The sequence below is a fragment of the Bradyrhizobium sp. MOS002 genome (assembly GCF_003020115.1).
Lineage (GTDB): Bacteria > Pseudomonadota > Alphaproteobacteria > Rhizobiales > Xanthobacteraceae > Bradyrhizobium.
In genome coordinates this window covers 135,152-160,648 of sequence record NZ_PYFX01000007.1, presented here as the reverse complement: position 1 = coordinate 160,648, position 25,497 = coordinate 135,152, and the positions used below count along the sequence as shown (strand labels likewise).

General features: G+C 64.7%; 29 protein-coding genes. 14 read left to right on the top strand and 15 right to left on the bottom strand.

Annotated features, from left to right (window positions below):
- Positions 1-2: 2 nt before the first annotated feature.
- The 6 genes from C7G41_RS22160 to C7G41_RS22135 form a co-directional block, all read right to left on the bottom strand.
- Positions 3-326 (bottom strand): XdhC family protein, encoded by a 324-nt coding sequence (locus C7G41_RS22160; protein WP_007602422.1) that lies wholly within the window; start codon positions 324-326, stop codon positions 3-5.
- 9 nt (positions 327-335) lie between these two features.
- Entirely contained in the window at positions 336-1,538 is a 1,203-nt protein-coding gene (locus C7G41_RS22155) for a VWA domain-containing protein (protein ID WP_106944514.1), read from the bottom strand.
- Positions 1,539-1,601: 63 nt separating this feature from the next.
- Entirely contained in the window at positions 1,602-2,525 is a 924-nt protein-coding gene (locus tag C7G41_RS22150) for a MoxR family ATPase (protein WP_106944513.1), read from the bottom strand.
- 62 nt (positions 2,526-2,587) lie between these two features.
- Positions 2,588-3,394, bottom strand: coding sequence for a xanthine dehydrogenase family protein subunit M (locus tag C7G41_RS22145; RefSeq protein ID WP_106944512.1), 807 nt, complete (start codon positions 3,392-3,394; stop codon positions 2,588-2,590).
- Between the two features lie 33 nt (positions 3,395-3,427).
- Positions 3,428-3,913: a (2Fe-2S)-binding protein gene (locus C7G41_RS22140; RefSeq protein WP_007602418.1), complete on the bottom strand. Its 486-nt coding sequence runs from the start codon at positions 3,911-3,913 to the stop codon at positions 3,428-3,430.
- A 135-nt stretch (positions 3,914-4,048) separates the two neighbouring features.
- Positions 4,049-4,495: a carbon monoxide dehydrogenase subunit G gene (locus C7G41_RS22135; RefSeq protein WP_018455582.1), complete on the bottom strand. Its 447-nt coding sequence runs from the start codon at positions 4,493-4,495 to the stop codon at positions 4,049-4,051.
- 185 nt (positions 4,496-4,680) lie between these two features.
- On the opposite strand from C7G41_RS22135, the gene C7G41_RS22130 reads away from it, so the two are divergent.
- The 3 genes from C7G41_RS22130 (at position 4,681) to C7G41_RS22120 (ending at position 7,377) form a co-directional block, all read left to right on the top strand.
- Positions 4,681-6,036, top strand: coding sequence for a 3-carboxy-cis,cis-muconate cycloisomerase (locus C7G41_RS22130; RefSeq protein ID WP_106944511.1), 1,356 nt, complete (start codon positions 4,681-4,683; stop codon positions 6,034-6,036).
- Between the two features lie 36 nt (positions 6,037-6,072).
- Positions 6,073-6,855 (top strand): 3-oxoadipate enol-lactonase, encoded by a 783-nt coding sequence (pcaD, locus tag C7G41_RS22125; protein ID WP_106944510.1) that lies wholly within the window; start codon positions 6,073-6,075, stop codon positions 6,853-6,855.
- Positions 6,856-6,984: 129 nt separating this feature from the next.
- The gene (locus C7G41_RS22120) at positions 6,985-7,377 is read left to right on the top strand and encodes a carboxymuconolactone decarboxylase family protein (protein WP_027567707.1); all 393 of its coding nucleotides are present in this window, start codon (positions 6,985-6,987) and stop codon (positions 7,375-7,377) included.
- Here C7G41_RS22120 and C7G41_RS22115 read toward each other — a convergent pair.
- Both C7G41_RS22115 and C7G41_RS37890 read right to left on the bottom strand, forming a co-directional pair.
- Positions 7,339-7,875: a hypothetical protein gene (locus tag C7G41_RS22115; RefSeq protein ID WP_106944509.1), complete on the bottom strand. Its 537-nt coding sequence runs from the start codon at positions 7,873-7,875 to the stop codon at positions 7,339-7,341. The genes C7G41_RS22120 and C7G41_RS22115 overlap by 39 nt on opposite strands.
- Positions 7,876-8,070: 195 nt before the next feature.
- A complete protein-coding gene (locus C7G41_RS37890) occupies positions 8,071-8,265 on the bottom strand; it encodes a hypothetical protein (RefSeq protein ID WP_199198535.1) in 195 nt (64 codons plus the stop codon).
- A 265-nt stretch (positions 8,266-8,530) separates the two neighbouring features.
- Here C7G41_RS37890 and C7G41_RS22105 point away from each other — a divergent pair, with 265 nt between their 5' ends.
- The 5 genes from C7G41_RS22105 (at position 8,531) to C7G41_RS22085 (ending at position 13,623) form a co-directional block, all read left to right on the top strand.
- Positions 8,531-9,448, top strand: coding sequence for a branched-chain amino acid ABC transporter permease LivH (locus C7G41_RS22105; protein ID WP_106944508.1), 918 nt, complete (start codon positions 8,531-8,533; stop codon positions 9,446-9,448).
- An 11-nt stretch (positions 9,449-9,459) separates the two neighbouring features.
- A complete protein-coding gene (gene livM / locus C7G41_RS22100; protein WP_306768047.1) occupies positions 9,460-10,779 on the top strand; it encodes a high-affinity branched-chain amino acid ABC transporter permease LivM in 1,320 nt (439 codons plus the stop codon).
- On the top strand, positions 10,776-11,609 hold the full coding sequence (locus C7G41_RS22095) for an ABC transporter ATP-binding protein (protein WP_106944506.1): 834 nt from the start codon (positions 10,776-10,778) through the stop codon (positions 11,607-11,609). Before livM ends, C7G41_RS22095 begins: the two co-directional genes overlap by 4 nt.
- The gene (locus C7G41_RS22090) at positions 11,606-12,346 is read left to right on the top strand and encodes an ABC transporter ATP-binding protein (RefSeq protein ID WP_106944505.1); all 741 of its coding nucleotides are present in this window, start codon (positions 11,606-11,608) and stop codon (positions 12,344-12,346) included. Before C7G41_RS22095 ends, C7G41_RS22090 begins: the two co-directional genes overlap by 4 nt.
- A gap of 158 nt (positions 12,347-12,504) precedes the next feature.
- The gene (locus tag C7G41_RS22085; RefSeq protein ID WP_007602405.1) at positions 12,505-13,623 is read left to right on the top strand and encodes a branched-chain amino acid ABC transporter substrate-binding protein; all 1,119 of its coding nucleotides are present in this window, start codon (positions 12,505-12,507) and stop codon (positions 13,621-13,623) included.
- An 83-nt stretch (positions 13,624-13,706) separates the two neighbouring features.
- Here the strand turns inward: C7G41_RS22085 and C7G41_RS22080 are convergent, their stop codons facing one another.
- A complete protein-coding gene (locus C7G41_RS22080) occupies positions 13,707-14,093 on the bottom strand; it encodes a response regulator (RefSeq protein ID WP_106944504.1) in 387 nt (128 codons plus the stop codon).
- A 240-nt stretch (positions 14,094-14,333) separates the two neighbouring features.
- Between C7G41_RS22080 and C7G41_RS22075 the strand changes: the two genes are divergently transcribed.
- The 3 genes from C7G41_RS22075 to C7G41_RS22065 are packed head-to-tail and all read left to right on the top strand — an operon-like array spanning position 14,334 to position 18,460.
- A complete protein-coding gene (locus C7G41_RS22075; RefSeq protein ID WP_199198534.1) occupies positions 14,334-17,144 on the top strand; it encodes a PAS domain S-box protein in 2,811 nt (936 codons plus the stop codon).
- 58 nt (positions 17,145-17,202) lie between these two features.
- Entirely contained in the window at positions 17,203-18,198 is a 996-nt protein-coding gene (locus tag C7G41_RS22070) for a P1 family peptidase (protein WP_106944502.1), read from the top strand.
- Between the two features lie 49 nt (positions 18,199-18,247).
- On the top strand, positions 18,248-18,460 hold the full coding sequence (locus tag C7G41_RS22065; protein WP_106944501.1) for a KTSC domain-containing protein: 213 nt from the start codon (positions 18,248-18,250) through the stop codon (positions 18,458-18,460).
- 12 nt (positions 18,461-18,472) lie between these two features.
- Here the strand turns inward: C7G41_RS22065 and C7G41_RS22060 are convergent, their stop codons facing one another.
- Complete coding sequence (locus C7G41_RS22060) at positions 18,473-19,267, bottom strand: EF-hand domain-containing protein (protein ID WP_106944500.1); 795 nt, start codon at positions 19,265-19,267, stop codon at positions 18,473-18,475.
- Between the two features lie 250 nt (positions 19,268-19,517).
- Between C7G41_RS22060 and rpe the strand changes: the two genes are divergently transcribed.
- From rpe to C7G41_RS22050, 3 genes are all read left to right on the top strand, one after another.
- Complete coding sequence (rpe, locus tag C7G41_RS22055) at positions 19,518-20,219, top strand: ribulose-phosphate 3-epimerase (RefSeq protein ID WP_106944499.1); 702 nt, start codon at positions 19,518-19,520, stop codon at positions 20,217-20,219.
- Positions 20,220-20,369: 150 nt separating this feature from the next.
- On the top strand, positions 20,370-20,510 hold the full coding sequence (locus tag C7G41_RS37885) for a hypothetical protein (protein WP_199198533.1): 141 nt from the start codon (positions 20,370-20,372) through the stop codon (positions 20,508-20,510).
- A 202-nt stretch (positions 20,511-20,712) separates the two neighbouring features.
- A complete protein-coding gene (locus tag C7G41_RS22050) occupies positions 20,713-20,904 on the top strand; it encodes a hypothetical protein (protein ID WP_007602380.1) in 192 nt (63 codons plus the stop codon).
- A 25-nt stretch (positions 20,905-20,929) separates the two neighbouring features.
- Here the strand turns inward: C7G41_RS22050 and C7G41_RS22045 are convergent, their stop codons facing one another.
- The 5 genes from C7G41_RS22045 to C7G41_RS22025 form a co-directional block, all read right to left on the bottom strand.
- Entirely contained in the window at positions 20,930-22,354 is a 1,425-nt protein-coding gene (locus C7G41_RS22045; RefSeq protein ID WP_106944498.1) for a bifunctional serine/threonine-protein kinase/universal stress protein, read from the bottom strand.
- A gap of 6 nt (positions 22,355-22,360) precedes the next feature.
- Complete coding sequence (locus tag C7G41_RS22040) at positions 22,361-23,101, bottom strand: metallophosphoesterase (protein ID WP_106944497.1); 741 nt, start codon at positions 23,099-23,101, stop codon at positions 22,361-22,363.
- Between the two features lie 114 nt (positions 23,102-23,215).
- Complete coding sequence (locus C7G41_RS22035) at positions 23,216-23,821, bottom strand: hypothetical protein (RefSeq protein ID WP_106944496.1); 606 nt, start codon at positions 23,819-23,821, stop codon at positions 23,216-23,218.
- A complete protein-coding gene (locus C7G41_RS22030; protein WP_106944495.1) occupies positions 23,814-24,500 on the bottom strand; it encodes a hypothetical protein in 687 nt (228 codons plus the stop codon). Before C7G41_RS22030 ends, C7G41_RS22035 begins: the two co-directional genes overlap by 8 nt.
- Positions 24,497-25,312, bottom strand: a complete 816-nt coding sequence (locus tag C7G41_RS22025; RefSeq protein ID WP_106944494.1) for a MotA/TolQ/ExbB proton channel family protein — start codon at positions 25,310-25,312, stop codon at positions 24,497-24,499. The genes C7G41_RS22030 and C7G41_RS22025 overlap by 4 nt, the downstream gene beginning before the upstream one ends.
- Between the last annotated feature and the right edge of the window lie 185 nt (positions 25,313-25,497).

The following is a 25,497-nucleotide window of genomic DNA, read 5'->3' as shown; positions in this document are numbered from 1 at the left end:
GGCTAGCCGACTTTCTCGACGAAGACGCGGATGGTGCCGCCGCAGGACAGCCCGACATTCCAGGCAGTCTCGTCGGCAACGCCGAACTCCAGCATCCTGGGCTTGCCGCTCTGGATCACATCCATGGCCTCGGTGACCACGGCGCCCTCGACGCAGCCGCCGGAGACGGACCCCAGGAACGTGCCCTCGTCGTTGATGACGAGGCTCGAGCCCGCCGGACGCGGCGCCGAGCCCCAGGTCTCCACCACAGTGGCGAGCGCGACGCCACGGCCGGCCTTCTGCCAGTCCTCCGCCGCCTTCAGAATATCCTCGTCGCGATCGAGCATGGCTACCTCTCAGGCTGCGGAGCGGATCAGGCTGCGGTGATGCGGCGGCAGCGGCCGGGAGAGCGTGGCGATCAGCTCCTGGATCGAACTCAAATTATGTACGGGGCGGAATTCGTCAACGTGCGGCAGCATCATTTTGATGCCTTGGGCCTTGGCCTCGAAGCCGCCAAACCGGAGCAGCGGGTTGAGCCAGATCAGCCGCCGGCAGGAGCGGTGCAGCCGGTCCATCTCGAAGGCGAGCTTGGAATCGGCCTCCCGCTCCAGCCCGTCGGAGATCAGCAGCACGATGGCGCCCTGGCTCAGCACGCGCCGTGCCCACAATTTGTTGAAATTGTGCAGGGAGGCCGAGATCCGCGTGCCGCCGGCCCAGTCCTCGACCGAGGCAGAGCAGCTCGCCAGCGCCTCATCAGGGTCGCGCTGGCGCAGCGCCCGGGTCACGTTGGTGAGGCGAGTGCCGAACAGGAACACCGAAACACGTTTTCGCGCGTCCCCTATGGCATGCAGAAAATGCAGGAACAGGCGGGTGTACTCGCTCATCGAACCCGAGATGTCGAGCAGTGCGACGATCGGCGCCGGTTTCTCGATCCGCCCGAGACGATGGATGTCGATGATGTCGCCGCCGGTGCGCAATGAGGCGCGCAGCGTGCGGCGGAGATCGAGGCGCAGGCCGCGGGGATCGGGCCGGTGCCGGCGCGTCAGAAGCTCGGACTGCGGCAACCGCATCCGCTCGACGGCGCGGAGCGCTTCGGTGATCTCAGCCGCGCTCATCTGCGCAAAATCCTTCTTCTGAAGGATTTCCTTGTCTGAGACCGACAGGCGCAAATCCTGCTCCTGGTGCTGCGGCGTCTCCGTCATGCGCGGCTGCGACATCGCCTCCTGCACGCGGCGCGAGCCGGCCTGCGGCTTCTTCTTGGCCTGCTCCGGCAACGGCACCGAATCCAGCATGTGCTTCCACTCTTCCGACGCGCGGAAGAACAGGTTGAAGGCCTGTTTGAAGATCAGCGCATGCTCGTGGCGCTTGACGAAGATCGCCTCCAGCGTGGTGAAGACGTCGGCGCGGTTGCCGATGTCGATCACCTGGAGCGCGCTCATGGCATCGATGACCGCGCCCGGCCCGACCGGCATGCCCGCCGAACGCAGCGCACGGGCGAAGCCGACGATATTGTCGGCGAATTGCTCGGTTTGCTCAGGCGCAAGGTGGTTGATGGCCATGGTCTCGTATCCATCCCCTCGTCATTCCCGCGCCCTCTCGGCGCGAGCCCCGGAATGACAACCTCAATTCTCGCTCGTCGCTTCCTTCAGCACCTTCTGCAAGGTGTCGCCCTGCATCCGCGTGATGTCGTCCTGGTATTTGAGCAGCGCGCCCAGTGTGTCGCCGACCACTTGCGGGGTCAGCGAGCGGGCGTCGAGCTCCGATAGCGCGGTGGCCCAGTCGATGGTCTCGGCGACGCCGGGGGACTTGTAGAAATCCTGATTGCGCAGCGCCTGGACGAAGCGCACGACCTGCTGCGACAATTTTGCGGAGATGCCCGGTACGCGCGACTTGACGATCGCGAGCTCACGATCGGCGTCGGGATAATCGACCCAGTGATAGAGACAGCGCCGCTTCAGCGCGTCGTGGATCTCGCGGGTGCGGTTGGAGGTGATGATGACGATCGGCGGGCTCGGCGCCTTCACGGTGCCGAATTCGGGAATCGTGACCTGGAAGTCGCTGAGGATTTCGAGCAGATAGGCTTCGAATGCCTCGTCGGCGCGGTCGAGTTCGTCGATCAGCAGCACCGGCGGTCCGGCGACGTCGGGCTCCAGCGCCTGGAGCAGCGGTCGCTTGATCATGTAGCGATCGGCGAAAATATCGGACGACAATTGATCGCGATCGGTGTCGCCGGCGGCTTCCGCCATCCGGATCGCGATCATCTGCGCGGCGCTATTCCACTCGTAGACCGCGGAGGAGACGTCGAGGCCTTCGTAACACTGCAGGCGAATCAGCTTCCGCCCCAGGGCCGCCGACAGCACTTTCGCGATCTCGGTCTTGCCGACGCCGGCCTCACCTTCCAGAAACAGCGGCCGGCCCATGCGCAGCGACAGATAGGTCACCGTGGCCAGCGATCGCTCGGCGAGATAGCCGCGCGACGTCAGGAGTTCGAGCATCGCATCGACCGATGCCGGCATGGCACTGGGCGTGTTGGCCGCTGAGGTCATGAAAAAGCCAGTCTCGCTACGCCCTCACCGGGGACAAGTTTGGGCCGAGGCGTGAGGATCGCTCACTCCTTGGCGTTGGCGGCGTCGAGGGCACGCCGCGTCAGCACGCCGATGAGGTGCGCACGGTATTCGGCGCTGCCATGGATGTCGCTGTTGAGGCCGTCCGCCGGCACCTCGATGCCATCGAGCGCCTTCGCGGCGAAGCGCTTCTTCAAGGCCTCCTCGAACGCGGTGACACGGAACACGCCTTCCGAGCCGGCGCCGGTGACCGCGACCCGCACGTCGGAGGGACGCCGCGCCACGAACACGCCGACCAGCGCGTAACGCGAGGCCTGGTTGCGGAATTTGATATAGGCCGCCTTCTTCGGCAGCGGGAACATCACCTTGGTGATGATCTCGTCGGCCTCGAGCGCCGTCGTGAACAGGCCCTGGAAATACTCTTCCGCCTTGAGGCGGCGCTTGTTGGTGACGATGGTGGCGCCCAGCGCAAGCACCGCAGCCGGATAGTCCGCGGTCGGATCGTTGTTGGCGAGCGAGCCGCCGATCGTGCCCTTGTGGCGCACGGCGGGATCGCCGATCTGGCTGGCAAGGTTCGCGAGCGCCGGGATCGCCTCGCCGACGATGGCCGAGCTTGCGACCTCGGCATGTCTGGCGGTGGCGCCGATCACGAGAGCGCGGCCCTTCATCTCGATCGTGTTGAGCCCCTCGATATGGGAGAGGTCGACCAGATGCGGCGGGCTGGCGAGGCGCTGCTTCATGACGGGAATCAGCGTGTGACCGCCGGCGATCACCTTGGCGTCCTCGTTCTTCACCAGGAGGTTGGCGGCCTGCCGAACGGTCCCGGGGCGATGGTATTTGAAATCGTACATCTGAATGTCCTGATCGCAGAGTGCGCGCGTGGTTTACGCGAGATCGGATTTCGCCATCGCCTTGGCGCCGGCAGAGATCGAGGTGACGATGTTCTGGTAGCCGGTGCAGCGGCAGAGATTGCCTTCCAGCTCCTCGCGGATGGTGTGGTCGTCGAGCTCGTTGCCCTTGCGATGGACGATGTCGATCGCGGTCATGATCATGCCGGGCGTGCAGAAGCCGCACTGCAGGCCATGGTGTTCGCGGAAGGCCTCCTGCATCGGATGCAGCGGCGCGCCGTCGGCGGCCAGCCCCTCGATCGTCTTGACCTCGTGGCCATCGGCCATCACGGCGAGCGTGGTGCAGGACTTCACGGCCTTGCCGTCCAGATGCACGACGCAGGCGCCGCACTGCGAGGTGTCGCAGCCGACATGGGTGCCGGTAAGCCGCAGATTCTCGCGCAGGAACTGCACCAGCAGGGTGCGGGGATCGACATTGGCCGTGACAGGATTGCCGTTCACGATGAGGGAGATTTTTGCCATAAGCACTCTCTATCAGCGCCCCGACGGGTCCCGTCGAAGCGGTTCTTATAATTATTCCAACCCATCATATGGGCCATTATGCCCCGGGGCAACATCACCCGGAATGCAAGGCGCCATGCCGAAAGGCGATAGCGTTCAGCCCTGTACCGCCTTGGCGAAGTTCGCGAAAAATTCGTCGGCCAGTTTCTTGGCGGCGCCATTGATCAGGCGCTGGCCGAGCTGCGCCAACTTGCCGCCGATCTGCGCCTCGACCTCGTAGGACAAAAGCGTGCCGCCGTCCTTTTCCGCAAGCTTGACCACGGCGCCACCCTTGGCAAAGCCGGCCACTCCGCCCTCGCCTTCCCCGGAGATCTTGTAGCCGTTCGGCGGGTCGAGATCGGACAGGGTGACCTTGCCCTTGAAGCGCGCCGACACCGGACCGACCTTCATTTTCGCAGTCGCACGAAAGCCGCCATCGTCGGTCTTCTCGAGCTCTTCGCAGCCGGGGATGCAGGCCTTCAGCACCTCGGCATCGTTGAGCTTGGCCCACACGGCCTCGCGCGGCGCCGCAAGCTGAACTTCGCCGTTCATCGTCATGGCCATTGGGTGCCTCCCGGGATATCGAACTTGGATCGCGCAACTATTAAGGCTGCTCAAGTACCGCAGGGAGGCGGCAAAAGAAAGGGTGGGCCTCGGTCACGTGCAATGCATATTCGCAACTGCAAAAAGCTTGCTCCGCCGGTTTGGGATTGGCACAGGCGGGCCATGGTGGTTAGGTCCCGCACAATATGAGCACATCCCTCTCCCCCCTGCTCGCGCCGATGCTGTCGAGCGTGGCCATGCGCGCGGTCTGCGACGACCGATCGACCCTCCAGAATATGCTCGATTTCGAGGCAGCCCTGGCCCGAGCCGAAGCGGCCACGGGTGTGATTCCCGCGTCCGCGGTGGGCCCGATCGAAGCCGCGTGCAAGGCCGATACCTTTGACATGGCCGCGCTGGCCGAGGCCGCCACGCGATCCGGCAATCTCGCGATCCCCTTGGTCAAGACGCTGACCGCCAATGTGGGCAGGGCCGATGCCGAGGCCGCACGCTACGTGCATTGGGGCGCGACCAGCCAGGATGTCATCGACACCGCAACCATGCTCACGCTTCGCGCCGGCATCGATGCGTTGGACGCCGATCTCAGCCGCGCCATCAAGGGCTTTGCCGCGCTGGCACGAGCCCACCGCAACACCGCAATGGTGGCACGAACCTGGCTCCAGCACGCCCTGCCGATGCCGTTCGGGTTGAAGGCCGCCGAATACGCCGCAAGCCTTGCCCGCGCCCGCTGCCGCTTGAGGCGGCTCTCCCGCGAGGGCCTTGTACTGCAATTCGGCGGCGCGGCCGGCACGCTTGCAGCGCTTGGCGACAAGGGGCTGGTCGTTTCCGAACGGCTGGCGCAGGAGCTGAACCTGCCGCTGCCCGATGCGCCCTGGCACACCCATCGCGACCGCATCGCGGAAGCCGCATCGAGCTTTGCGATTCTCGCCGGCAGCTGCGGCAAGATCGCGCGCGACGTCTCGCTGCTGATGCAGACTGATGTCGCCGAGGCGTTCGAGCCCGCCGGGGAAGGCCGCGGCGGCTCCTCGACCATGCCGCACAAGCGCAACCCGGTGGCCGCCGCAAGCGCGCTGGGCTGCGCAACCATGGCGCCGCAGCTCGCCGCGACGATATTTGCTGCGCAGGTGCAGGACCATGAGCGCAGCGCCGGGCCCTGGCATGCGGAATGGCCGACGCTACCGCAATTGATGCTGGTCACCTCCGGTGCGCTCGCGGCCATTGTCGATATCGCCGAAGGCCTCGATGTCGACGCGGCGCGCATGCGCAGCAATCTTGATGCGACCCACGGCCTGATCATGGCGGAAGCGGTCACCTTTGCGCTCGCCGAGGCGATCGGCAAGAGCGATGCGCATCATCTCGTCGAAGCCGCGAGCAAGCGCGCGGTGGCCGAGAGGAAGCATCTGCGCGAAGTGCTGTCGGCTGATTCGCAGGTCACCGCGCATCTTACGGCCCAGAAAATTGCGGCATTGTTCGAGCCGATGGCCTATCAAGGCGTTTCCCAAGCCCTGATCGACCGCCTGCTCGACAGCCTCGAACGCGAATAAAGCAGTCCTGAGCGCACATAAAACGGAGACGCGCGCATGCCCATGATCGATGCCGACGGTTGCCTGATCAACGTCTCCGTCGAGGGCCGCGATGGCGGGCCGACCTTGATGCTCTCGAACTCGCTCGGCTGCACGCTGCAGATGTGGGAGCCGCAGATGAAGGCGCTGACGCAGATATTCCGCGTCATCCGCTACGACCGCCGTGGCCACGGCAAGTCCAACGTTCCGCCCGGCCCCTACACGATGGAGCGCTTCGGCCGCGACGTGCTTGCGATCCTCGACGACCTCAATATCGAAAAAGTGCACTGGTGCGGCCTGTCGATGGGCGGCATGGTCGGGCAATGGCTGGGCGCGAACGCGCCGGAGCGCTTCGGCAAGCTCATCCTCGCCAACACCTCCTGCTACTATGCCGAGCCGACCAAATGGCTCGAGCGCATCGACGCCGTGAAGAAGGGCGGCATCGCCGCCGTCGCCGATGCCGTTATTGCCGGCTGGCTCACCCAGGATTTCCGCGAGCGCGCACCCGACATCGCCGCCAGGATGAAGGCGATGCTGCTGGCCTCGCCGGTCGAAGGCTATCTCGCCTGCTGCGAGGCGCTGTCGACGCTCGACCAACGCGCGCTGCTGCCGAAGATCAAGAGCCCGACGCTGGTGATCGCCGGCCGTCACGACATGGCGACGCCGATTTCGGCGGGTGAATTGATCCGCTCAAACATTCCCGGCGCAAGCATGACCATCATCGACGCCGCCCACATTTCCAATGTCGAGCAGCCGCACGCGTTCACCGACGCGGTCGTGGGCTTTTTGACGCAACGCTGATCGCGCCATCGTCATTCCGGGGCGATGCGAAGCATCGAACCCGGAATCTCGATCCGCATTTCACCCACTTCGAGATTCCGGGTTCGCCTCTCCGAGGCGCCCCGGAATGACTGATCCGGAGGAAACAGCATGGACGACCAGAAACGCCGCGATGCCGGCATGAACGTGCGCCGAAAAGTGCTGGGCAATGCCTGGGTCGACAAGTCGATCGCGGGCCGCAATGCATTCAACACCGATTTCCAGGACATGATCACGCGCTATGCCTGGGGCGAGATCTGGACGCGGCCGCATTTCGACGAGCGCACGCGGCGGGTGCTGGTGATCGGCACCATGGTTGCGCTTGGCCAATGGGACGAATTCCGCCTGCATGTGCGCGCGGCGCTTGCCGAGGGCGGCTTCACGCCCGACGACATCAAGGAAATCCTGCTGCAGCAGGCGATCTATTGCGGCGTTCCGGCGGCGAACCACGCCGTCAAGGAAGCCTCAGCGATTGTGCAGGAGCTCGGCCTGCTCAAGACCTAGCGGCGGGGTGGCCTCAACGGTCTTCTGAACGATCTTGGGCGCCGCCTCGGGCCGTTCGACCACCACCACGATGGCGGCACCGAGCAGGAGCAGAAGTTCGGTGGCGTGCAGCCGCAGCGCGGCCATCTCGCCGACCTTCGAAGCCATGATCATGCTCGCAAACGAGATCAGGCTGCCGATCGCAAGCGCGATGCCGAGCGCTTCGTCGCTGCCGCCGTTCTTGCGGACGCGGGGGATGCAGAGCAGCGCAAGGTAGATCGCAAAGAACGCCACCACGGTCAGTCGCCCCAGTGCCAGCAGCCAGGCGGCGCGCACGGTGTCCATCCCTGCCATCTGGAGATGGTCGCTGAGGAAAAGAGCCACTGCGACGCTCGGCCGCTCATAGAGGCCGTGCACCGGCGCCACCATGATGTTGAAGGCAACGAGGGTCCAGGCCGGGATGAAATAGGCCGCCAGAAGTGCGCCGTTGACCGAACCGATCCGCCAATTTCCGAACATGCCGCTTCCCGCTTCGCCTGGCCCGCGCCTTCGATGGAAGGCTTTGCCGGGAGCTAACTCGCATCAGACTGTGGCGGCAATTTAAACCCTTTGTTTACCTTAACTGCCCCGATGGACCGCGCACCAAACGAAAAGGCCCCGCCTTCCGGCGGGGCCCTTCGTCACTCCTGGGTTCCCGGCTCATGGGCTCCCAAACTACTCGTTGTCCTGACCGCGCTGGCCGCCCTGTTGCTGGCCGGGACGATCGCGCTGGCGCATCGGATCGTTCTGCTGCTGCTGCTGGCCGGGTTTCTGACCACCGCCCTGCTGCTGCCCTGGCTGCCGATCGGGGCGCTGCTGGCCGGGATTCTGACTCTGCTGACCCGGATTTTGGTTCTGCTGCTTCGTCATTCGGGGAAACTCCCTTGTTGGACGTCAGGTCCGAGATAACCGCTCGCGCTCATGTTGGTTGCCTCGGAACCCGGTTCCTTCTCGAATGCCGGAACCGAGCGCCAAATCAAATGATCTCTGTAAAAGCCTTTGTGCGGAGGTGGGGCCGGTTGCAGCCGCCAGTTCCCTCCTGTTACAAAACCAGAGAACGCTCAAGGGCTGCCGGGGCCCGAGAACTCTTCAAAGAGCTCCCTTTGAGCCGCGTCAGATTTGGGTACGGCAGCCTATGGATTATTTCGCCCAGCAGCTCATCAACGGCCTCGTGCTCGGCTCGATCTACGGGCTGATCGCGATCGGCTACACGATGGTGTACGGCATCGTCGGTATGATCAACTTCGCCCATGGCGATGTCTTCATGATCGGCGGCTTCATCGCGCTGATCACCTTCCTTCTCCTGGTCTCGACCGGCCTGACTGCGGTCCCGGTGATCCTTTTGATCGTGATCCTGGTCTCGATGGCGGTCACCGCTCTGTATGGCTGGACCATCGAGCGCATCGCCTACCGTCCGCTGCGCCACTCCTTCCGCCTCGCGCCGATGCTGTCGGCGATCGGCATGTCGTTCGTGCTGACCAACTATTCGCAGGTGGCGCAAGGCGCGCGGGTGAAGCCAGTGCCGCCAGTGATCACCGGCGGCTATACGTTGCACGAAAGCGCTGACGGCTTCGTCATCCAGCTCTCCAACATCCAGATCGTGGTGGTCGTCACCACCATCGTGCTGCTGGCGATCTTCACCTGGCTGGTGTCGCGCACCCGGCTCGGGCGCGACATGCGCGCCTGCGAGCAGGACCAGACCATGGCGGCGCTGCTCGGCGTCAACGTCGACCGCACCATCTCCATGACCTTCGTGATCGGCGCTGCGCTCGCCGCGGTGGCCGGCCTGATGTACCTGCTCTATTACGGCCTGGTCGATTTCTTCATGGGCTTCGTCGCCGGCATCAAGGCGTTCACCGCGGCCGTCCTCGGCGGCATCGGCTCGCTGCCCGGAGCCATGCTCGGGGGGCTCGCGATCGGGCTGATCGAGACGTTCTGGTCGGCCTATTTCTCGGTCGAGTACAAGGACGTCGCCGCGTTCTCGATCCTGATCGTCGTGCTGATCTTCATGCCGACCGGCCTGCTCGGCCGCCCCGAAGTCGAAAAAGTCTGACGGTCGCGCGCGTGAAAACTTCCTCAAGCAATACGGCCAAAGCCGCATCGGGCATCCCCGCTCTGCTGAAGACCGCCGGCTTCAACGCGCTGATCGCGCTGGTGCTGTTCTCGCTGATGGTCGGCGTCCGCACCGAAGCCGGTTCCGACGGCCAGCTCACCTATTGGACGCGCTTCGGCGAGGTCGCCTCCCTCGTTGCCGCGGTATTCGGCGGCTCGATCGTGCTCGAGCTGCTCAAGCAATGGATCGGCCCGAGCGGCGCCGAGAAGCTGGTGCCCCCGGCGGTGCGGAGCGGAATGTCGTTCGTCGGCAGCTATCTCGCACCGGCGCTCCTGATCTTCACGCTGCTGGTGCCCGTGATCTTCTACGACCAGCGCTACATCCTCGATCTCGCCATCCTCGTGCTCACCTATGTGATGCTGGGCTGGGGGCTGAACGTCGTGGTCGGGCTGGCCGGCCTGCTCGATCTCGGCTACGTCGCCTTCTATGCAGTCGGCGCCTATTCTTACGCGCTGCTCGCCACCAATTTCGGCTGGTCATTCTGGATCTGCCTGCCGCTAGCGGGCGTCCTCGCCGCATTCTGGGGCGTGCTGCTCGGCTTTCCCGTGCTGCGCCTGCGCGGCGACTACCTCGCCATCGTGACGCTCGCCTTCGGCGAGATCATCCGCCTCGTCATCATCAACTGGCAGGATCTGACCGGCGGTCCCAACGGCGTCTCCAGCATTCCCCGCCCCTCCTTCTTCGGCATCCCGCTCGACAACAGCGACAACGGGCTCGCCGCCAGGCTCGGTATCGAATATTCGCCGACCCACCGCATCATCTTCTTGTTCTACCTGATCCTGGCGCTCGCGCTGCTCACCAACTGGGTGACGATCCGGCTGCGCCGCCTGCCGATCGGCCGCGCCTGGGAAGCCCTGCGCGAGGACGAGGTCGCCTGCCGCGCGCTCGGCATCAACACCACGACGACAAAGCTCACGGCATTCGCGACCGGTGCCATGTTCGGCGGCTTTGCCGGCGCGTTCTTCGCGACCCGCCAGGGCTTCATCAGCCCGGAATCCTTCACCTTCCAGGAATCGGCGCTGGTGCTCGCCATCGTCGTGCTCGGCGGCATGGGCTCGCAGCTTGGCGTGGCGCTCGCCGCGCTCGCCATGATCGGCGGGTTCGAGCTGTTCCGAAGCCTCGAGAGCTATCGCATGCTGGTGTTCGGCATGGCCATGGTGCTGATCATGATCTGGCGGCCGCGCGGCTTGATCGGCCATCGCGCACCGACCGTGTACCTGACCAAGGCCCACGCGATCTCATCCGACCTCGTCAAGGAGGGGCACGGATGAGCCGCGACCAGATTCTCGAGGTCGACCGGCTCACCATGCGCTTCGGCGGCATCGTCGCGGTGCAGGACCTGTCATTTGCTGCCGAGCGGAAGAAGATCACCGCGCTGATCGGCCCCAACGGCGCCGGCAAGACGACGGTGTTCAACTGCATTACCGGGTTCTACAAGCCGAGCGGCGGCGCCATCCGCCTCAGCCATGACGACGGCAAGGTGATCGCGCTGGAACGGCTGAACGATTTCCGCATCGCCAAGCAGGCCAAGGTCGCCCGCACCTTCCAGAACATCCGCCTGTTTCCCGGCATGACCGCGCTGGAAAACCTGATGGTGGCGCAGCACAACGCGCTGATGCGCGCCTCCGGCTTCACCCTGCTCGGGCTCATTGGCGCGCCCGTTTACCGCGACGCCGAGAAGCGGGCGATCGATCTCGCCACCGACTGGCTCAAGCGGGTCAATTTGCTCGATCGCGCCGACGATGCCGCCGGTAATTTCGCCTATGGCGACCAGCGACGGCTCGAGATCGCACGCGCGATGTGCACCGAGCCCGCGCTATTGTGCCTGGACGAACCCGCCGCCGGCCTCAATGCGCGCGAGAGTGCCGCCCTGAGCGAGTTGCTGCTGTCGATCCGCAACGAGCTCGGCACCTCGATCCTGCTGATCGAGCACGACATGTCTGTGGTGATGGAGATCTCCGACCACATCGTGGTGATGGACCACGGCGTGAAGATCTCTGAAGGCTCCCCGCGCGAGGTTCGCGACGATCCAAAGGTGATCGCCGCTTATCTCGGCACCGATGAGGAAGAGGCGGCGGCCGTGATGGAGAGCGGGTCGTGACGTCGCCCACTGCCCTGCTCGCGATCCGCGGCCTTCGCGCCGCCTACGGCAAGATCGAGGCGCTGAAGGGCGTCGACCTCGAGATCAATGCCGGCGAGATCGTGGCGCTGATCGGCGCCAACGGTGCCGGCAAGTCGACGCTGATGATGACGATCTTCGGCAAGCCGCGCGCCCGTGCCGGCCAGATCCTGTACGAAGGCCGTGACATCACCGAAGTGCCCACCCACGAGATCGCGCATTTGCGCATCGCGCAATCGCCGGAAGGCCGCCGCATCTTCCCGCGCATGAGCGTGGCGGAAAACCTTCAGATGGGGGCGGACGCCACCGAATGCACTGATGCCGAACGCGAGGCGACGCTACAACGCGTGTTCACGCTGTTTCCGCGGCTGAAGGAACGCTACGGCCAGCGCGGGGGAACCCTGTCCGGCGGCGAGCAGCAGATGCTGGCCATCGGCCGCGCCTTGATGAGCCGTCCTCGCCTGCTCCTGCTCGACGAACCCTCGCTCGGTCTGGCGCCACTGATCGCGCGCCAGATTTTCGATGCGATCCGCACTCTGAACCGGCAGGACGGCCTGACCGTGCTGATCGTCGAGCAGAACGCCAATCATGCGCTCAAGCTCGCCCATCGCGGCTATGTCATGGTCAATGGCCTGATCACGCTGGCCGGGACCGGCGCCGAGTTGTTGCAGCGCCCCGAGATTCGCGCCGCCTACCTGGAAGGCGGCCGGCACGGCTGAGGCCGCCCAAGACGACCCGTGCTGCCGAATGTGGCGAGATATCTCTGCCAATGCCCGTATTTTGCCGGTGACTTCTCCTCGAATTCATTCAAGAATGGCGCCGGTTTGAACCGGGCATGCCCGGTAACTTCCACAGGCGACCACCCTCGAGGTATCTCATGAAATCACTGAAGCTCATCGGTCTGGCATTCGGCGCATCGATCGCGCTGTCGAGCGCGGCATTCGCGCAGGATGTCACCGTCGCAGTCGCAGGTCCGATGACCGGCGGCGAGTCCGCTTTCGGCCGCCAAATGAAGAACGGCGCCGAGATGGCCGTAGCCGACATCAACGCCGCCGGCGGCCTCAACGGCAAGAAGCTCGCGCTCTCCGTCGAGGACGACGCCTGCGATCCGAAGCAGGCGCGCTCGATCGCCGAGAAGATCGCCGGCGCGAAGATCCCGTTCGTGGCCGGGCATTATTGCTCGTCGTCGTCGATCCCGGCGTCGGAAGCCTATGCCGACGGCAACGTGCTCCAGATTACTCCCGCCTCCACTAATCCGAAGTTCACCGACAGCGGACTGTGGAACGTGGCGCGCGTCTGCGGCCGCGACGACCAGCAGGGCCTGGTCGCCGCCCAGTACATCGCCAAGAACTACAAGGGCAAGAATATCGCCATCCTCAACGACAAGACCACCTACGGCAAGGGTCTTGCGGACGAGACCAAGAAGGCGCTCAACAAGGCCGGCGTCACCGAGAAGATGTACGAGTCCTACAACAAAGGCGACAAAGACTTCAACGCGATCGTCTCGCGACTGAAGCGCGACAACATCGATCTCGTCTATGTCGGAGGCTACCATCAGGAGAGCGGCCTGATCCTGCGCCAGATGCGCGACCAGGGTCTCAAGACCGTGCTGATGGCCGGCGACGCGCTCGCCGACAAGGAGTACGCCTCCATCACCGGCCCGGCCGGCGAAGGCACGCTCTTCACCTTCGGCCCCGATCCGCGCAACAAGCCGACCGCGAAGAAGATCGTCGAGGCCTTCAAGGCCAAGAACATCGACCCCGAGGGCTACACGCTCTACACCTACGCGGCGATGCAGGTCTGGTCGCAGGCGGCCAAGAAGGCCGGCACCACCGATGCCAAGAAGGTCATGGCGGCCATCAAGGCCGGCAAGTGGGACACCGTGATCGGGCCGATCGAGTATGACGCCAAGGGCGACATCAAGCAGCTCGACTACGTCGTCTACAAATGGGACGCCAAGGGCGGCTACGCCGCGATCAGCGGCAACGGCACCTAAGCACGCTTGCCGGGGGCCTGAACGCCTCATTCAATCATCATCGCGCCCCGGCTTGGCCCGGGGCGTTTCTTCCTGCGTCAGGGTCAGACGGCTGCAGGCAGCGCGCCGTCCGCCGCGGCTTGGGCCTTCCGCAGTGCTTGAAGAAGATCGTTCGGCCGAAACGGCTTTTGCAGGCAGATCACGTTGGTGAGGTGGGGCGATTGTTCCATGAAGTCCAGCGCCGTCATCCCCGACACGGCAACGACCGGGAGGCTCGGTGCAAGCTCGCGCAGGGTCGCGATGACCTCGACGCCGCTGGTATCGCCCAGGAAAATGTCCACGATTGCCGCGTCGAAGCAGGCCTCGGTGAAGGCTTTCACTCCGGCTGCGCCGCTATCGGCCTCAACGACGTCGTAACGGTTGACGCGCAGCACGATCGCGACCATCGCACGGACGTCCTTCTGGTCGTCGATGATGAGAACGCGGGGCATAGGGAACAACTCCCGGATCCTGAAATCAAAATCCCTGATTCAAACCTGGAACCCGCAGCTGCGGGAGAGCATTATGGCACCGTCCAGTAAAGCGCATCTTACCCGATCCCCCGTGCGCGTTCCCCATAAAATTAAGTAAGCTGTAACCTTCGGTTGAGTCGCGGTGGGTTTTGTCATGATGCGTGCCCAGAACCCGCTACCATGGACCAAAATCGATTGGGCCAAATGAGATTGGCGAAGATGCTCAAGACCGATCTGCGAGAGCTGCACGTGTCCGGGCCGACCGATCGGAACACATTCCTTTCGACGCTGCCGGCCACCCCGAAAGACCGCACCGCAGCATTGGCGATCGTAGGGGTCTCCTCAATCCTGTTCGCAGTGGCCGTGCCATTCGCAGGTATCCCGCTGCTGCCTGTACCAGCCTTCGTTGCGAGCTATCAGTCCGCCCTCGTCGTCGCGGACATCGTCACCGCGGTGTTGCTGTTGTCGCAGTTTGCGGTGCTGAGGACCCGCGCCCTGCTCGTGCTCGCGACGGGCTATCTGTTCACCGCCGCCGCGGCGGTGGTCCACGCCCTCACCTTCCCCGGACTTTTTTCGCCGACCGGGTTGCTGGGGGCCGACCAGCAGACCACGGTCTGGCTCTACATGATCTGGCACGGCGGCTTCCCGCTCTGCGTGCTGGCTTACGCCTGGCTGAAGGAGGCCGACGGCGGCGCCCGGATCGCGGGCTCTGCAACCAAGGCGATCTACGCCAGCGTGGTCGGCGTCAGTGCGGTCATGATCGTCTTGACCTGGATCGTCACTGCCCAGCACGACCTGCTTCCGGTCCTGCTGCGCGACGGCAGTTACACGCAGATCATGATCGGCGTGGTGGCCTTTGTCTGGTCCCTGAGCTTTGCCGCGCTGGTGTCGCTGTGGTTCCGCCGTCCGCATTCGGTCATCGACGTCTGGCTCATGGTCGTGATGTGCGCGTGGCTGTTTGATATCGCGCTGTCGGCGATCGTCAACGTCGCGCGCTTCGATCTCGGCTTCTACGCGGGTCGCGTCTACGGCCTCTGCGCGGCGACCTTCGTGCTTGCGGTGCTTCTGATCGAAAATGTCCGCCTCCAGGCGCACACGCTGGGCCTCGTCGGCAGGCTGCGCCAGCAGTCGGCATTGGATCGCGACTACTATGGCAAGCGCCTTGCCCTGTACGGCGCCGTCGTCGAATCCGCCAATGATGCCATCATCACGAAGACGCTCGACGGTATCATCACGGGCTGGAACAAGGCCGCCGAACATCTGTTCGGCTATGCCGCCGCGGAGGCCATCGGCCAGCCGATCGACATCATCGTGCCGGAGGACCGCAAGGCCGAGGTCAGGGGTATCCTGAACCGGGTCGGCGGCAACGAAACGATCGCCCAGCACGAGACGGTCCGGATCCGAAAGGACGGCCGGGCGCTCGACGTCCTCCTCAATGTTTCTCCGCTGAAATCAGCCAACGGACAGATCATCGGCGCCTCCAAGATCGCCCACGACATCACGGAAGAGAAGCAGGCACGAGAAAAACTGCGCCGCGAGGTCGAGGAGCGGGAGCGGATCTTCGAGACCTCACAGGACCTGATCCTTGTCACCGACGGTTTTGGCAATTTCATCCAGGTCAGCCCGAGCGTGAAGACCATTCTAGGCTTGAGCCCGGACGACATGATCGGGCACAGCGCCACCGAGTTTATTCACCCCGACGACCTCCAGAAGACGCGCGAAGAGATGCGCGCGGCGCGGCGTGGCGCGGTCAAGCGCAGCTTCGAGGCGCGCTACTACCACTACGACGGTCACGAGGTCACGCTGAACTGGATGGGCACCTGGTCCGACCCGGTCAAACGCCATTTCTTCATCGGCCGCGACCTCACCGAGAAGCAAGCCGCCGAGGCGCAGTTCAGGCACGTCCAGAAGATGGATTCCATCGGTCAATTGACCGGCGGTGTCGCGCACGACTTCAACAATGTGCTGACCGTCATCACCGGCACGATCGGCATTTTGGCGGACGCCGTCGCTGACCGTCCCGAGCTCGCCGCCATCACCAAGCTGATCGACGACGCCGCCGAGCGCGGCGCGCAACTGACCAAGCATCTGCTCGCCTTCGCCCGCAAGCAGCCGCTTCAGCCGCGCGAAATCGACGTCAACGCATTGACGCTAGAGGCCGCAAAGCTCCTGCATCCCACGCTCGGCGAGCAGATCACCATCATGCCGCAACTCACCGAGGATGCGTGGCCGGCACTGATCGATCCCGGTCAGCTTTCCACCGCGATCCTCAATCTGGCGCTGAACGCGCGCGATGCGATGCCCGACGGCGGCACGCTGGTGCTGGAGACCCGCAACATCTTCCTCGACGACGGCTATGCCAGCATGAATCCCGACGTACTGGCCGGCAATTACGTCATGATCGCCGTCAGCGACACCGGCACCGGAATTCCGCCGGAGTTGATCGACCGGGTGTTCGATCCCTTCTTCACCACCAAGGAGGTCGGCAAGGGCACCGGCCTCGGGCTCAGCATGGTGTTCGGCTTCGTCAAGCAGTCCGGCGGGCACATCAAGATCTACAGCGAGGAAGGCCACGGCACGAGCGTGAAGATCTACCTGCCACGCTCGAGCGGCGTGCAGGAGACCGAATTCGAGGCGCTGCAGAACGCGCCCGTCACCGGCGGCCACGAAAAGATACTGATCGTGGAGGACGACGCGCTGGTGCGCCAATATGTCGTGACCCAGATCAAGAGCCTCGGCTATACCGCCCTCGAAGCCGCCAACGCGGCCGATGCCCTCGTCATCATCGACGCCGACAAGGACATCGACCTGCTGTTCACGGACGTCATCATGCCCGGCAACATGAATGGCCGCCAGCTCGCCGACGAGGCCGCTCGCCGCCGCCCCGACCTGAAGACGCTGTTCACCTCGGGCTACACCGAGAACGCCATCGTCCATCACGGGCGGCTCGATTCCGGCGTGCTGCTGCTGGCAAAACCCTACCGCAAGTCCGAGCTCGCCAAGATGCTGAGGACTGCGCTCGCGGGTTGAGCCTGCGGCATCCCTGCGATATCGCTGAAGCGAACGCCTTTCAGCCTGCGGAGCCGCCTTGAAAAACCTTCTCACCGATATCGCCGGCGTCCGCGTCGGCCATGCCGAGGATGCGAAAATCGCCACTGGCACGACCGCGATCATCTTCGACACCCCCGCGGTTGCGGCCATCGACGTTCGCGGCGGCGGGCCCGGCACGCGCGAAGACGCGTTGCTCGACCTCGCCAGCACCGTCGATCGCATCGACGCGATTGCGCTGTCCGGCGGCTCCGCCTTCGGAATCGACGCCGGCGGCGGCATCCAGGCTTGGCTCGCCGAACAGGGCCGCGGCTTGCGGATTCGCGAGGCGGTGATTCCGATCGTGCCGGGCGCGATCGTTTTCGACCTGCTCAACGGTGGCGACAAGGCATGGGGACGCTTCGCGCCCTATCGCGATCTCGGCTACGCCGCAGCGTTGGCCGCCAGCGACGATTTCGCGCTGGGCAGCGTCGGCGCCGGCCTCGGTGCCACCACCGCGACCTTCAAGGGTGGACTGGGGTCAGCCTCCGCGGTCCTGGCCAACGGAGTCAATGTCGCCGCGATCGTGGTCGTCAACGCGGTCGGCAGCACAACCGTTGGCGAAGGGCCTTGGTTCTGGGCTGCGCCGTTCGAGGAGAACGGCGAGTTCGGCGGGCGCGGCCTGCCGTCCGCGTTCACGCCGGACATGCTGACAATGCGCATCAAGGGCGGTCCCGCCGCGAGCGCGCGAGAGAACACCACGATCGGCCTCGTCGTCACTGATGCCACGCTGACCAAACCCCAGGCCAAACGTCTCGCGATGATCGCGCACACCGGCTTCGCACGCGCGATCTATCCGGTGCATGCCCCGACCGACGGCGACGTGCTGTTCGCCGCCGCAACTGGCGAGAAGCCGATCGAGCCGCTGGTCGGCCTTACCGAGCTCGGCACGGTCGCCGCCAACGTGGTGGCACGCGCAATCGCACGCGGCGTCTACAATGCGACGGCGCTGCCCTTTGCCGGCGCGCTGCCGGCGTGGAAGGATCAGTTCGGGTAGAAACGAAACGGCTGACACGGCGTTACCCTGGCGGACAAGGTGCACAGCCATGCCGTCTTCCGTGATCCGCTTTTTCCGCTACGCCCCCGATAGGCGCGAGCTGACGGTGACTTTCGTCAGTGGACGCCTCTATGTCTACGCGGACGTTCCGCCCGAGGTCGCCGCCGCGTTCAAGAATGTGCGCTCAAAGGGTACGTTCTTCAACCGCGAAATCCGCGACCGTTATGTCTACCGTGACATCACTCACGAATATGCGGGCTAGCCCTGAGCAAGGTTACACGCTCATCGACATCGATGAACCGACAGTCGCTGAGGCGCCTTGTCCCTGCCCGCCTTGCCGCTGCATCAACTGCGCGAACAGATCGTACGCCGAATTACGGGAGCTGGAGGCGCCCGGGACCGTCGTCGACATCTTGAAGCCGTCGGCGTAGGTGACGGTGGTGGTGGTCGAGCCGTCGGCGCCGGTCGTCGAGGTCGAGGTCGAGCCGCCGCTGGACGGCGAGGAGGAATTCGAACCGCTGCCGGACGCATCGCCCGCACCTTGCGCGTGATGGTGGCCGCGATGGCCGCTCTTCAGTGCCTTCGACATCTCATCGAGGCTGACGCTGCCGTCGGAATTCGAATCCAGCTTCGAGAAAACGTCGTCGGCCTGCGCGAGGTTGGTGCCGCCGGCGCCGAGCGCATTCTCGAATTCCGACTTGGTGATCTTGCCGTCGCCGTCGCCATCGATCTGCGAGAACAGATCCTTCAGGGCGGCGTCGCGGCGCGTCGAGGACGAGGACGTCGAGCTCGACGAGGTCGAGCTGGCTGTGCTGCTCGTAGTGTCCGAGGATTGGCTCTGCGCGGCGAACAGCGCGTTCATCGTCTCCGGCGAAATCTGCGGGGTCTTGCCCGCATTGACCGACGAGGCCGCGCCGGTCGTGCTGTTGCTGCCGCTGTCGATCGCGAACGGATTGGTCGCCGGCTTTTGCGAGGATCCCGTCTTCTGCGTCGACGAGGACGATTTCGAATTCGTCAGCGACTGGATCGCGTCGAGCGCGCTCGATACGGCCCCAAGAGCGAACAACATTGCACAACTCCAACCGATGCGGCATGCCGCGGCCAATGTTCTGTTCAGGTGAAGTCAGCAAGCGCCGTGCCAGCGCAAAAAGCTCAATGAAATCCGCTTTCACGCACTTTGCACGGCCCGGAAACACCGGCAATTCATGCCGGTCGCGGCAGAAATTTCCGCCCACAGGAAGCACTGCGCCCCTGCATTGCCCGGCTGAGAGGCCCATGTTAGGCGAGTCCATCTTTCACGGCCGCCACGGGAAACCGCCATGACCCAAGCCTTCGCCCCCCGCCCCCTGGCAATCGCGCCTTCGATCCTGGCCTCGGATTTCTCCAGGCTCGGCGAGGAGGTGCGCGCCGTGGACGCCGCCGGAGCCGACTGGATCCATCTCGACGTCATGGACGGGCACTTCGTTCCCAACATCTCGTATGGCCCCGACGTCATCAAGGCGATGCGCCCGCACACCAAGAAGATCTTCGACGCGCATCTGATGATCTCGCCCTGCGATCCCTATCTGGAGGCCTTCGCGAAAGCGGGCTGCGACCACATCACCGTGCATGCCGAGGCCGGTCCCCATCTGCACCGCTCGCTTCAGGCGATCCGCGCACTCGGCAAGAAGGCCGGCGTTTCGCTCAATCCGGGCACACCGATCAGCGCGCTCGAATACGTTCTGGACCTGGTCGACCTCGTGCTGGTGATGTCGGTCAATCCCGGCTTCGGCGGCCAGGCTTTCATCCCCTCCGCGATCGGCAAGATCCGCGACATCCGCGCGATGACGGCGGGCCGTCCGATCGACATCGAAGTCGATGGCGGCGTCGGCGCCGACGTCGCAGGTCCCCTGGCCGCGGCCGGCGCCAACGCCTTCGTCGCGGGCACGTCCGTGTTCAGGGGCGGCACGCCGGACGCCTACAAGACCAACATCGCCGCAATCCGCAACGCCGCCGCGGGCGCGCGCGGCGAGGCGATCTGAGGCCTCACGCACTTTCGCAAAGGTGCGGCTTCTACGGGTGTTGCGGCGCGCAACGCCTAAACTTGCAACCTTGATCCGTACTCCTCCGGGCTTCCCTGATTCGCGCAAATCACTGCAAGTGATTCTTGCCTGTTTTCGCGGGAGCACATCATGACGACGACCCTGGTTTGGACTGGCGTGGCGTTGTGGCTTGGTTTCAGTGCGTTTGTTGTGTTTGGTCCATCGGTCGGTCCGGTGAAGGTCTCGGCGCGCCCGACCCGCATCGCCCGTCGCGACTGGTATCGGGCCTGACCCCATGCAGATCGCGCTCGTGAAGCGTCAGCCGAAGCGCCGATGCCGAATCCCACGGCGCCCACATCCTGACCTCGATTTTTTCTTCGGTCGGCTCGAACGCACCGAAGGCGAGATGCGCGACGACACCGGGCCCGAGGCGGACCTGGATCACCCGCTCCGGTCACCGCGCCGGCATTGAATTCTTGTCTGGATCAAGCCCATGAAGCCGCATTGCCCGAACTGCCTGAAGGAAATGACCAAGGCATCCGCGTCGCGTAACCTGTTCAACTGCGAGCCCTGCCGCGAGATCATCCAGTTCTTCGGCGGCAGCGCGGATCACGGCGAGCCCGGCCCGCAATTCTCCTGGCCGATCCGTCGCAAACGCTCCGTCCACACCGCTCACGCGGCCTGAACCTTCCAAGATCCAGAGCACCGGCCTATCCGGCCTCTTCGCCCCCATCCGCAGCCATTCGCGGCGGGCGCACCACGGTGACGGTGCAGGCCGCTTCCGAGGCCACCTTGGCCGAGACGCTGCCGAGCAGCGTGCGGCGGAACGAGGTCTGCCGCGCCCCGAGGATGACGTGGTCGACGTGGTTGACCTCGCAAAACTCCAGGATGGCCGCGGCGGGATCGACGGCTTCCAGCACGTGAGCCGACAGCCGGCTCTCATCAAGCTTCAGCGGCGTGGCCCAGTGCCGGAGCGCCACCAACCGGTCGATATGCTTGTTGGAGCCCTGCTCATCCAGCGTCCTGTCAATCGCGATCCGGTTGAGCTTCAGCACGTTGAGACAGGCGAGCCGCGCCGACGGCAGCGTGGCGAGAATGCGTTCCGTCGTCACGCGCAGGGCCTCGTTCAACTCAGGCTCGCCTTCCGCCGTATCGAGCGCGACCGCAACGATCGGGCTCGATGCGATTTGGGCTGCGACATCCGATTTCGCGCGGGGCGCCATGACGCCCTGGTTGAACCGGCGGCGCCAGGCGACGCTGAGCGGATCGCGCTTCAGCCGCTCCGATCGCATCGTGAGCCTGATCTGGTCCGGATGGGTCAGATCGAAGGCGAGCTGCGACGCCGTCGGATAGCGCCGCACCGGCTCGATCTCGAGGCACCGCAGCACCACCTCCTGAAGCCAGGGCGGATAGTCGGCGCGCAAGCCGCGCGGCGGATGCGGATCGCGCCACAGCCGGCGCCGCATCGCACGCAGCGTCTCGCCCTCGCCGAACGGCCGCTCGCCGGTCGTGAAGAAATAGAGCAGCACGCCAAGCGAGAACAGATCGCTGCGCGGATCGTCGCGCACCCCTGACAGCCGTTCCGGCGCCATATAGGGCGCGGTGCCGTAAGGCAGGCGGAATTCCTCCTGCAACAGGTCCGGCAGATGGTTGTGATGGGACAGGCCATAGTCGATCAGCACCGCCTCGCCGCTCTCGCGGAACATGATGCTGCTCGGCTTGATGTCGTGATGGATCACGTTCTGCCGGTGCAAATCCGCAAGCCCCGTCGCGATCCTGGCGACGAGTTGCCGCGCCTCGTCATACGGCAGCGGCAGGTCGGCAAGCCGCTTGTAGAGCGTGGTCCCGGAGATGCGCTCGATCACGACGTAGGCCTGGTGGGCGAAATCGCCGGTGCCGAAACAGGAGGGTACGTGCGGCCCAGCCAGCCGCGGCAGGATCATCATCTCCATTTCGAAGGAGACGATCGCCGCGGGGTCTTCGCCCTCCGATACCCGCGGAATCTTCATCAGCAGCGGCACGTCGATGCCGGGATGGATGACCGACCACAGCGTCGCCATGCCGCCAGCATGGACGCATTCGCCGATCGTGTAGCCGTCGATCTCTGCGCCTGATTTGACGAGGGGTTTCGGCATCGGCCTCTAGCGCCCCTGCGACAGCCGGTCGGCGAGCCAATGCGGCAGGCCGTTCTCACGGATCCGGTTCGCGGCCGTCTCGACATCGTAGGGCGCGCGGCAATAGGTGATCAGACACGAGACCGTGTCGAACAGCACGAAAGCCGCGGATGGATCGCTGTCGCGCGGCTGGCCGACCGAGCCGAGCACCGCAAGCCATTGCCGCCCGCGCAGCAGCGGGACCGAGACGTCGGTCTTGGGCACGAGCCCCGACATTTTCGCCGTCACCGACATCGAATAGATCGCCGGGCGGTGGATGTGGCCGCAGAACGTGACATGAGCCGGCGTCGCGATCAGGCTTTTGGCGGCATCCGCCGTCGATCGGACATAGTGCCAGCTTCGGGGGCTGGAGGCTTCCGAATGCACGAACAGGCGATCGCCGTCCTCCACCACCATCGGCAATTCCGCCAGGAACCGCCGCTGCGCGGTGTCAAGCCGGCCGCGGGTCCATTCGATCGCGACTTGCGCCTCGGCATTCATGGTCTCGGCGGAGGAATTCACCGCCTGGTCATGATTGCCGCGCACGGCGATGGCGCCCTGGGCGACCAGCTCCATCGCGGTATCCACCACCCATTCCGGATCGGCGCCATAGCCGACGAAGTCGCCAAGCAGGATGAACCGCTCGGCGCCACGCGCCCGCGCGACCTTCAGGCACGCCTCGAAAGCCTGCCGGTTGCCGTGGATATCCGAGAAGACAGCGAGAAGCACGCACCCTCCACCCCAAAGGTCTTATCGGAAGCCGATAAGGCCAAATTGAGGGACGTCAAGATGCGCCTGCGTGGATCTGTTTTCCAACGGGCTTCTGCGGGGATGGTGAAGGGCCTATTGCTCGTCCTTCGGCGGCATCCGGGGCGGCGGCAGTGGCGTGAACACGGCGCCTTGCGCACCCGCCTGCGGAGCGCTGAACTCGCCGGTCGAGGAGTCTCCGCCACTCGTCTCCATGATGGTCTTGGGCGTCACATATTCCCGCACCATGTCGATCAGGCTTCCATCGCCGCCGCCGAAATCGGCGGCGCGGCCGCCTTGCGGATGTCCCAGCGCGATCTCGTTCTCCGCCGCATGGGTCTTGTCGGCCAGCCTGTCATTGTAGGGCACACGAAAGGCGCGCGGTATGCCGCTCGGGCGATTGTCCTCATCCAGCCGCTCGACCCACAGATAGATCGAGCCGGGATCGCCTTCCAGCGAATGCGGCTCGACGATGCGGGCCTTCAGCAGTTTGAAGGAAGTCGGCAACCGGTCGGCGCTGGCCCAGCCGAGCAGCCCGCGCATTTCCGTGAAGCTGACGACATAGAAGGCGCTTGTCACGACCACCGCAACCGCCTTCAACGACCAATGCAGCCGCGCATAGACCAGCACGACCAGCAGCAGTGCGCCGATGACGGCGTAGGCTATCGACAGCGTCAGGATGACCGTCTGCAAGCTAGTCACGGCGCACCCTCGTAGCGTTCTTGCTCACACCGGTGCTCGGGTCGAGATCGGCGCCATTGCGCCAGCCGCTGCGGAACGTCTCCAGCAGCGATTTCGGCCGCTGGTCCACATTGACGACCTTACCCTCGGCATCGAGCCGGAACCGCACCGCGGTCTTCTCGTCGCCGGTGTGGTCGAGAGTGAACTTGTTGTCGAAGACCACTTGCGCTGTCGGATTGAGCTTCTGCACCTTCACATTGGCCGTGACGGGTTCGCCGGTCGTCGCGACGAAATGTGAGACGTTGACGGTGTATTCGCCGGCAATGATGCCGCGCACCGTGACGATCTCCTCGCGAATCGGCGAGGCAATCTTCTTGCCGTTGACCACGATGAAGTCGTTGGCTCCGCCGCGATCGTCGCGGTCGAGCGTGAGGAAGCCGGCCTCGCGGTGACGATACCAGGCGATATTGCCCACGGGATCCTGCACGAACAGGTCGAGATCGTCGGGATGGCTGTCCGGCCAATCCAGCGTGATCATGAACTCGGCTTTGGAATCGATCTTGCCGTCCTTGGCGTCCGGCGAGACCGCGAGCAGCGCGAGGAAGAACAGGAAAGCGATCACCTGGAGCGCCTTGAACAGCATCACGCCCAGCGGATCGAACGGCTCCTCGCGCGGATAGAGACCGAAATCATCCATCATGACTGGGTTCCGGCCCCCATGATTCCAGAACCCGAGATTCCAGAACCCTTGGTTCCAAAACCCTTATGCTCCAGTACCGGCGTCACATAGGTCTCGGTCAGCACCACCGCATCCGAGAACACCCGCTGGGTCGCGGCATCCAGCATGTAATACTGGATGCGGACCAGGATCGAGCCGACGAGGCCCGCCAGCGTCGTGTACATCGCGACCGCCATGCCGTCGCTCATCAGTCCCATCGAGGATCGCATCGCGACCTTGTCGGCGGCATCCAGCCCCGCGATCGGCGCCAGCATGATGATGAAGCCGACGATGGTGCCGAGCAGGCCGAGCTTCATCAGCGTATCCGAGACGAAGGCCCCGAACCCGTTGGAGCCGCGCAGCCGGTCGGCGAGCGTCCGCAGCAACAGCGTCTGGTCGAGCGGGCGGTAGTCCTGCGCCGCGGCCTTGGTCACGAGGCTCTCGATGTGGTCCCGCACCAGCCCGCGTGGCAGCGCGGCTGCGCCGGCGTCGAGCGCCCTGCCGCCCTCTGGCGCCGCGAGCACCGCGCGGCAGCGCCGGGCCGCCGCGCCCTCACGGGCAATGGCCCGCGTGCGCAGGAAGCAGTGACCACAGGTGAGCACATAGAGCAGCGCGATCACGCTGGAAATGTAGGTCCGGTCCGAGGTCAACATCAGACGGATCAGGCCGAACCGCCACAGCAGTACGACGGCGAAGATCGAAAGCCCGGTGAAGATCATCCAGAACAGGAGCGCGCTGCGCTCGGATGGGTCGGCAGCAGGCCCCGCGATCGGCCCAATCGTCATCGAACTCATGCTGCACTGCTCCTGGCCTCTAAAGATTGGCCTGCCGCGATTTCCCGCCCATTAGATCAAAGCCGCCGCGCCCGGTCCAAAGAGCCATGCCCAATCCGGCTTGGGAAATTTGCCCGAGCTGCCATCTTGCCGTGCCTCGCAATTGGCAAGGCGCGGCGACGTTGTTAGGCTGACCTTACCAAACT

Coding starts and splice junctions, on each gene's coding strand:
- C7G41_RS22140 (WP_007602418.1), bottom strand. CDS start 3,913: ATGGCAAAAATCTCCCTCATCGTGAACGGCAATCCTGTCACGGCCAAT.
- C7G41_RS22130 (WP_106944511.1), top strand. CDS start 4,681: ATGAGCACATCCCTCTCCCCCCTGCTCGCGCCGATGCTGTCGAGCGTG.
- C7G41_RS22160 (WP_007602422.1), bottom strand. CDS start 326: ATGCTCGATCGCGACGAGGATATTCTGAAGGCGGCGGAGGACTGGCAG.
- pcaD (WP_106944510.1), top strand. CDS start 6,073: ATGCCCATGATCGATGCCGACGGTTGCCTGATCAACGTCTCCGTCGAG.
- rpe (WP_106944499.1), top strand. CDS start 19,518: ATGACCCAAGCCTTCGCCCCCCGCCCCCTGGCAATCGCGCCTTCGATC.
- C7G41_RS22145 (WP_106944512.1), bottom strand. CDS start 3,394: ATGTACGATTTCAAATACCATCGCCCCGGGACCGTTCGGCAGGCCGCC.
- C7G41_RS37890 (WP_199198535.1), bottom strand. CDS start 8,265: ATGACGAAGCAGCAGAACCAAAATCCGGGTCAGCAGAGTCAGAATCCC.
- C7G41_RS22065 (WP_106944501.1), top strand. CDS start 18,248: ATGCCGTCTTCCGTGATCCGCTTTTTCCGCTACGCCCCCGATAGGCGC.
- C7G41_RS22105 (WP_106944508.1), top strand. CDS start 8,531: ATGGATTATTTCGCCCAGCAGCTCATCAACGGCCTCGTGCTCGGCTCG.
- C7G41_RS22155 (WP_106944514.1), bottom strand. CDS start 1,538: ATGGCCATCAACCACCTTGCGCCTGAGCAAACCGAGCAATTCGCCGAC.
- C7G41_RS22095 (WP_106944506.1), top strand. CDS start 10,776: ATGAGCCGCGACCAGATTCTCGAGGTCGACCGGCTCACCATGCGCTTC.
- C7G41_RS22045 (WP_106944498.1), bottom strand. CDS start 22,354: ATGCCGAAACCCCTCGTCAAATCAGGCGCAGAGATCGACGGCTACACG.
- C7G41_RS22080 (WP_106944504.1), bottom strand. CDS start 14,093: ATGCCCCGCGTTCTCATCATCGACGACCAGAAGGACGTCCGTGCGATG.
- C7G41_RS22120 (WP_027567707.1), top strand. CDS start 6,985: ATGGACGACCAGAAACGCCGCGATGCCGGCATGAACGTGCGCCGAAAA.
- C7G41_RS22135 (WP_018455582.1), bottom strand. CDS start 4,495: ATGGCCATGACGATGAACGGCGAAGTTCAGCTTGCGGCGCCGCGCGAG.
- C7G41_RS22085 (WP_007602405.1), top strand. CDS start 12,505: ATGAAATCACTGAAGCTCATCGGTCTGGCATTCGGCGCATCGATCGCG.
- C7G41_RS22075 (WP_199198534.1), top strand. CDS start 14,334: ATGCTCAAGACCGATCTGCGAGAGCTGCACGTGTCCGGGCCGACCGAT.
- C7G41_RS37885 (WP_199198533.1), top strand. CDS start 20,370: ATGACGACGACCCTGGTTTGGACTGGCGTGGCGTTGTGGCTTGGTTTC.
- C7G41_RS22025 (WP_106944494.1), bottom strand. CDS start 25,312: ATGAGTTCGATGACGATTGGGCCGATCGCGGGGCCTGCTGCCGACCCA.
- C7G41_RS22150 (WP_106944513.1), bottom strand. CDS start 2,525: ATGACCTCAGCGGCCAACACGCCCAGTGCCATGCCGGCATCGGTCGAT.
- C7G41_RS22050 (WP_007602380.1), top strand. CDS start 20,713: ATGAAGCCGCATTGCCCGAACTGCCTGAAGGAAATGACCAAGGCATCC.
- C7G41_RS22030 (WP_106944495.1), bottom strand. CDS start 24,500: ATGATGGATGATTTCGGTCTCTATCCGCGCGAGGAGCCGTTCGATCCG.
- C7G41_RS22060 (WP_106944500.1), bottom strand. CDS start 19,267: ATGTTGTTCGCTCTTGGGGCCGTATCGAGCGCGCTCGACGCGATCCAG.
- C7G41_RS22115 (WP_106944509.1), bottom strand. CDS start 7,875: ATGTTCGGAAATTGGCGGATCGGTTCGGTCAACGGCGCACTTCTGGCG.